Here is a 6,127-nt window from a genome sequence, read left to right on the forward strand (position 1 = left end):
TCGCGCATACTACAATTTGCTCGAACGTCAGTTTGTCCGTTATTATGATAAAGCAAGAAAGATGGAAGGCGTAACGGGTGAAAACATGCTGAAACTGTTGGAATGCCGGTTGGATAACCTGGTATACCGTATCGGTTTTGCAAATTCCATTCGTCAGGCTCGTCAGATGGTAAACCATGGCCACATTCTGGTCAATGGCAAACGTTGTGACATTCCGTCGGCTCACGTAAAAGTCGGCTCGGTCATTGCTCTGAAAGAAGCTTCCCGGTCCAACGAAATGTACAAGAAGTCCTTCCAGGAATTAAAATCCTTCGATGTTCCTTACATCGAAAAGAATTTTGACGGCTTCGAAGGCACTCTTACCCGTATGCCGGAACGCGATGAACTTCCTATCGAAATCAACGAAACGCTCATCGTCGAATTGTACTCCAAGTAAGAATTACAAGAACAGACAAAAACAAGGAATCCCGCAGATATTGTGGTTTTCCTTGTTTTTTTATATAAAAAATACTGCGCAATATGTCAGGAGGAGTCATGTATGAACAACACACTGCCGTCATCATCATCCCGATTTGAAGGATCTGTACTGGGATTTATCGCCTACAGTCTGATTCTTACACTGCTTACATTCTTTACGTTTGGTCTGGCCTATCCCTGGGGAGCCGTCGCCTTTCAGCGCTGGAAATGCCGCAACATCGTACTGGACGGCCAGCGGCTGTACTTTGACGGAACAGGAACGCAGCTGTTTGGCAGCTATATTAAATGGTGGTTCTTCACGATTATTACGCTGGGCATTTACGGGTTCTGGCTGTATAACAAGATGACTGCCTGGCAGGTAAAACACACCCATTTCGACAGATAACACAACATATACAAAAAACGCACAATCCACACCCCCTCTCAGGAGTGCAGATTGTGCGTTTTGTATAACCTGTCAGATTAGATCAAGGTTTTCGGATCGGGATAGGCTTTAATATCATCGGCAACTTTCTTGGCAATGTCGTCAATAATCCCTTCCTGATCGTCATGGAGAGACGATTTCATATCAATCGTCGGTTCAATGAGTTCGCAGTTCTTGAATTTATTCTGTACATAGTCAACCATCGTTTTATGTGCTGCAGAAGCCCAGCTGTGGCAGGCCAGGACAGCAATTTTACGATTCTGGAAAATAAGGGTGCTCAAATCGTGGAGGAAGTTTTCCATCGGCAGGAACAGATTGAGGTTGTATGTCGGTGCTGCCAGTACGAGATGGCTGTATTCCCAGGCTTTAGCTGAAATGTAGGACGGATGCGTTTTGGCTACGTCATAGAGGCGAACGTCATGAATGCCCTGCTGGCTGAGTTTATGGGCCAGTACGCAGGCAGCCCGTTCCGTGTTGCCGTAAATGGACGAGAAAGCAATGACAACGCCTTTCTTTTCCGGTACATATTTTGCCCAGTGAAGATATTTTTCAATGATGTACTGAATCGTTTCCGGCGTGCGGAACAGTACGCCGTGGAGCGGGCAAATAACTTCAATAGGAACGCCGCTGGCTTTCTTCAGAACATTGACAACCTGCGGGCCAAATTTGCCGACAATGTTGACATAATAACGGCGGGCCGAGTCGAGATAGTTTTCTTCATAATCAACCTGATCGGCATATACGTTGCCAACTGTGCCGAACATGCCGAATGCATCGGCACTGAACAATACTTTGTCCGTAATATCATAGGACATGATAACTTCCGGCCAGTGAACCATGGGAGCCTTGATGAACTGCAGGACATGTTTGCCCAGTTTGAGCTGATCCCCTTCTTTTACGACAACATACCGTTCCGGCATGGGTTTGCGGAAAAACTGTTCAAACAGCTTAAAGGTCTGTGCCTGGCCAATGATTTTGGCTTCCGGATATTTTTCGAGCAGAGCAACAGCCGAGCTGGCATGGTCCGGTTCCATATGCTGGAGAACGAAGTAATCCAGTTTGCGTCCTTTGAGCAGATATTCTACATCTTCCAGGAATTCTTCAGCGCACGATTTGTCCATGGCGTCGAGAACACAGGTCTTTTCATCATCAATAAAATAGGAATTATATGTTACACCTTCGGGAATCGGGAAAATCCGTTCAAATAATTCTGTACGGAAATCATTACATCCCATCCAATAAATACCGTTTTTAATTTCTTCTACACAATGCATGTATGCGATACCTCCTTGAGAAATCTTAAATCCTATCAGTATGATAGCAAGTATCTTACCTTCTCTTATCATATCACGTTTTTATATAATATAAAATACGTCTGAAAAGAAAATCTTTATTATCTGTTCTTTTTTTCCTGCGACTTTGAGCCACGGTCATTACGGGCTTCCGTATTCTTTGCCGACGATTCTGTTCCTGCGGCATCAGACGAACGTTCTTTTTCTACTTTTTTCTCTGCCTGCTGTTCCGCTTCCTGTTCGGCTTCTTCTGCAATGGCATCAGCTCGCCGCTGTTCTTCTGAAACCTCCCGGCTAGGCGGCGTTCTGACCGGTTCCGGTGCACTGCCTACAGATTCGGCTTCAGATACCAGCTGATCGACCAGCTGCTGCAGTACATCCCGGTCAGCCTGTGACAGATCTTTGCTGCCAGACAGCAGTTCCTGGGCCTGAGAAGCCAGCTGGCCAGCCTGCGCTCTTGCTTCCCGCTGACTAATGCTGCCGTCCCGGTAGGACCGGTTCAATTCGCGCAGAGAACTGGAGATTTCCATGGTCTTACTGCGAATACGGGCAGCTGCAGCTTCACCAATGCGCTGTTTCTGTGCACCGGCATTCTGCAGGCGCCGGTCTTCTTCCCGGCTTTCCAGCAGTTCTTCCTGCTGCTGTTCCGATACCTTGGCCAGCGTATCTGCTGTAACATGGGTGCCGACATAATATTCATATCCCATATAACCCAGTAAAATAATGGGCAGGCACAAAAGCATCATTTCTACTTTACGCATATGGGCAGCCTTTTTCCAGCTGATCACATTGCGGCGCCGATGTTCCATGAACAGTACAATGACAATAATAAGGACGATAAACGATAAGGTCAGATAAATAAACAACTTATGCCAAACCGTAGCCTGCAGCTTGATCTGCGTCGGCTCATTCTGTTTGAGGCTCCACATATAGGTACTGCCCTGCTCATCGGCATGATTGCTGTTGCTTTCTACCTGCGTTCCTGACGGAAAGGATACGATGTATTCCAGATCAGCGCCGTTTTCCTCCATCGCCATGCCGAGACGCAGGGACTGAAGGCTGTCACTGTTAAAGGTATAGTCAATATAATAGGTCGAACAAATAAATCCATCATGAGTTTTATGGACAATACGGTCTACAGAGCTCCGATTGGCTCCTTCTTTCGTAATGGTCTTCATCGCCCGAAAGCCCTGTCCGTTTGCATTATTATAATCCATGATCGTATAGTTTCGTTTCTGAAACTCATCGGCATCGGCACGCAGTTTTTTCTGTCCTTCTGCCGTATCCGATACTTTCAGCACGTCCTGTGTTTCACTGCCGTCATCATGAATAATCGTCTGTGCCCGAAATCCGGACAGCAGCAGAAATGAAGCCGCCAGGATAACGGTGCATGCCAATTTCAAATATGCCTTTCCCATAAGTCTCTCCTTATTCTTCCTTTGGCGGAACCATACCGGATTCAATAATCCGCGGCGTATTAAAAGTCTGGTCCGAACGGGATGCAGCTGATTCCTGCGATTTTCTTGCTGCTTCCATCGCCGCGCCATTACTGCATTCTTCCAGCGGTATGCCATTGATAAAAATACCTTCAATGACACCTTCTCCTTTTTTCATGCGAATGCTGGCAATGACGTTATCTGTACTGTTGATGTTATAAATGCCATCTGCCAGTTCCGGAGCAATGCGGTAGCGGCCAAAGTCTACCTGAAACTGCACGGCCGATCCATCATAGGACACGACACGGGCATCCATGTAATCCTGCCCTATACCGGGCTTTTCTGCAGAAGCGCCCTGAATCTGAATCATTCCCTTATCATCGTGAGAAATATATACATATATGGGTTCATTCGCTTCCGGAACCGTTCCCGTATCCAGCCAGGCTGTCGTATCTTCCGGAAACACAACGCGGACATAATCGGTGCCGAATGAGGATACTTCCAGGCGAGGCAGGCAGTGCCACTGATAGGGTATGCCGTCGACGCCAATATTATGCCAGCGCCAGCCTACATATGCCAGCGCACTGAGCTGAAGAATGACAGCTGCCAGAAAGATCAGCCATTTATACTTGCTGACAGAAACCAGATTCACAGGTCCTGCTTTTATCATTTCGATTCTCCTTCCTTAGCCCAGGGAGAACGGGAAAATCGTTTTTCCCGCTTAGCCGGAGCAGCCATGGACTGCCATGGCGATGTAGTCGTATGTCCCGACTGACTGGGAGCCTTTGCCGGTTCTTTCTTTTGTTTTGCCCAGGTCGCTGCAGACGGAAGGGGCATGTCATCGGGGCTGTGAAATACAGGCGGCACAAATGCCGAATGGGCTGTCTCATGCAGATGAATGCCCTGAGCCGGGCGGCTTTCCTGCTGTTCCTGTACGGGAACAGTAATCGCATCTGGCGACGGCACATGGAGCTGCCGCATCCATTCCGACAAGGTATCTGCATCGGATGCAGCATCATGAATCCCCATTGGGTCCGCTGCCTGCGGCACATCAGAAGAGGATTCCGGCTGACTGGGAGAATCTTGCCGCACCGTTGCTGCTGTATGCGTCATTCTGGCCCGTCTTGCTGCCCGCACAGCAGCAGCCTTTCGGCTTTCTGACGTACGGCGGAACTGAACGATTACCAAGGTCAGGATGACAATGGCCAAAACCGGAACAAGCGGGGAAAAGCTGGTTCCGACAACGAACGAGGCGATCAGGCTGACCAGCAGTAGAATACCAAACCGCAAATGACTGATGCGGTTGCTTCCCTTTATGCCCTGCATGGTTTCATAAAATCCCAGGAACAGCAAATACGCTGATGACAGGATCAACGGAACCGAAGAATACAGGCCGCTGCGGACCAATACTGTTTCTGCGCCTACCATGAAGGGAATAACCGCATAAATGACTGGTCCCCACAGCCGCTTTTTCACGCCTTTGGCCAGCAGCGCCACGATGAGCACCATAAAGCCAACGGTAATGGCCGTCGTAGACCAGTGAAATCCCTGAATGGCAGCAATACCGTCCCAGGCAGCGGGCATACAGGAAATCAGCAGCGAAGCGGCAGCAGCAAATCGGCCAAACCACCGAAAAGGAACACCCCAGGATTTGCGGATATCAATGGAATATCCGGTCAGCATAATCGCAACAGCCAGGGCTGACAGCAATAAAAAGGGAATATATGCCGCATTCTGAGTCATCAGGGCGAATGCAGCAAATACGGTAATGGTCATGGACCAGGAAAAGACAGACAATCGCCATTCATTCCCCTGCTGCAGCGCCGTGTAATAATAGGGTGTAATCAGCACAATCATCAGCCATAATCCGGCAATGCCGCCAGGCGTATACATGGGCCCTCCCAGAGCAGCCCATACCAGTACGGCCAGTTCATATACGAGTACGGTACCAATGGAACGCAGCAAATAGGCTGCCGGCAGTATGAGCAGCGCGCAGACGGCAATATACGTCGTCGTATACCAGCCGACGTAAAAGGTCTGCTCCGCCATGGCCAGGGCCGCAAAGACAGTCAGACAGTGTGCAAGGCCGACGCCTTCTCCCAGCAGAGAACCTTCCCGCTGCTGAAACATTGCCAGACCGATACTGACCTGCGAAAGGAGAAGCAGCATAACCGCCAGGCCCATGCGCACGGCCATGGAAACGTGATACCATGTATAGGCAGCACCCCAAATAAGTCCCATACCGGCCAGTGAACAGGCCACAATGGCCAGCAGACCATATACAGGCATAGCCAGCCCGCTGTTTGCCGGCACACTGACAGACTTCCGTATATGCTGTGCTCCTTCAGCCGTCAGCCACCCTTTCTCCTGCCACTCGCCAAGCTGGCGTTCCAGCCACTCTTTGTTATTTCGTATTATCATCATTACTGCCTCCCAGGCAATTAGTTTATCAAATTTTCATGCACCAACAGTATATCATAAAATACGCCGTTACCATA

General features: G+C 49.0%; 6 protein-coding genes. 2 read left to right on the top strand and 4 right to left on the bottom strand.

Annotated elements, in window-relative coordinates:
- Together rpsD and Q3886_RS07715 are read left to right on the top strand one after the other, a co-directional pair.
- Positions 1–436, top strand: a 436-nt coding sequence (gene rpsD / locus Q3886_RS07710; RefSeq protein ID WP_301860743.1) for a 30S ribosomal protein S4, incomplete at its 5' end; no start/stop codon positions are given.
- 102 nt (positions 437–538) lie between these two features.
- Complete coding sequence (locus Q3886_RS07715) at positions 539–862, top strand: hypothetical protein (protein WP_301860744.1); 324 nt, start codon at positions 539–541, stop codon at positions 860–862.
- Between the two features lie 77 nt (positions 863–939).
- Here the strand turns inward: Q3886_RS07715 and Q3886_RS07720 are convergent, their stop codons facing one another.
- The 4 genes from Q3886_RS07720 to Q3886_RS07735 form a co-directional block, all read right to left on the bottom strand.
- Positions 940–2,175, bottom strand: coding sequence for an FprA family A-type flavoprotein (locus Q3886_RS07720; RefSeq protein ID WP_301860745.1), 1,236 nt, complete (start codon positions 2,173–2,175; stop codon positions 940–942).
- 119 nt (positions 2,176–2,294) lie between these two features.
- Positions 2,295–3,611, bottom strand: coding sequence for a hypothetical protein (locus Q3886_RS07725; protein WP_301860746.1), 1,317 nt, complete (start codon positions 3,609–3,611; stop codon positions 2,295–2,297).
- A 10-nt stretch (positions 3,612–3,621) separates the two neighbouring features.
- Positions 3,622–4,299, bottom strand: coding sequence for a hypothetical protein (locus Q3886_RS07730; protein ID WP_301860747.1), 678 nt, complete (start codon positions 4,297–4,299; stop codon positions 3,622–3,624).
- Positions 4,296–6,053, bottom strand: coding sequence for a DUF2157 domain-containing protein (locus tag Q3886_RS07735; RefSeq protein ID WP_301860749.1), 1,758 nt, complete (start codon positions 6,051–6,053; stop codon positions 4,296–4,298). The genes Q3886_RS07730 and Q3886_RS07735 overlap by 4 nt, the downstream gene beginning before the upstream one ends.
- Positions 6,054–6,127: the final 74 nt, after the last annotated feature.

It is taken from the genome of uncultured Megasphaera sp. (assembly GCF_958350005.1).
In the GTDB taxonomy this organism is placed as follows: Bacteria; Bacillota; Negativicutes; order Veillonellales; family Megasphaeraceae; genus Megasphaera.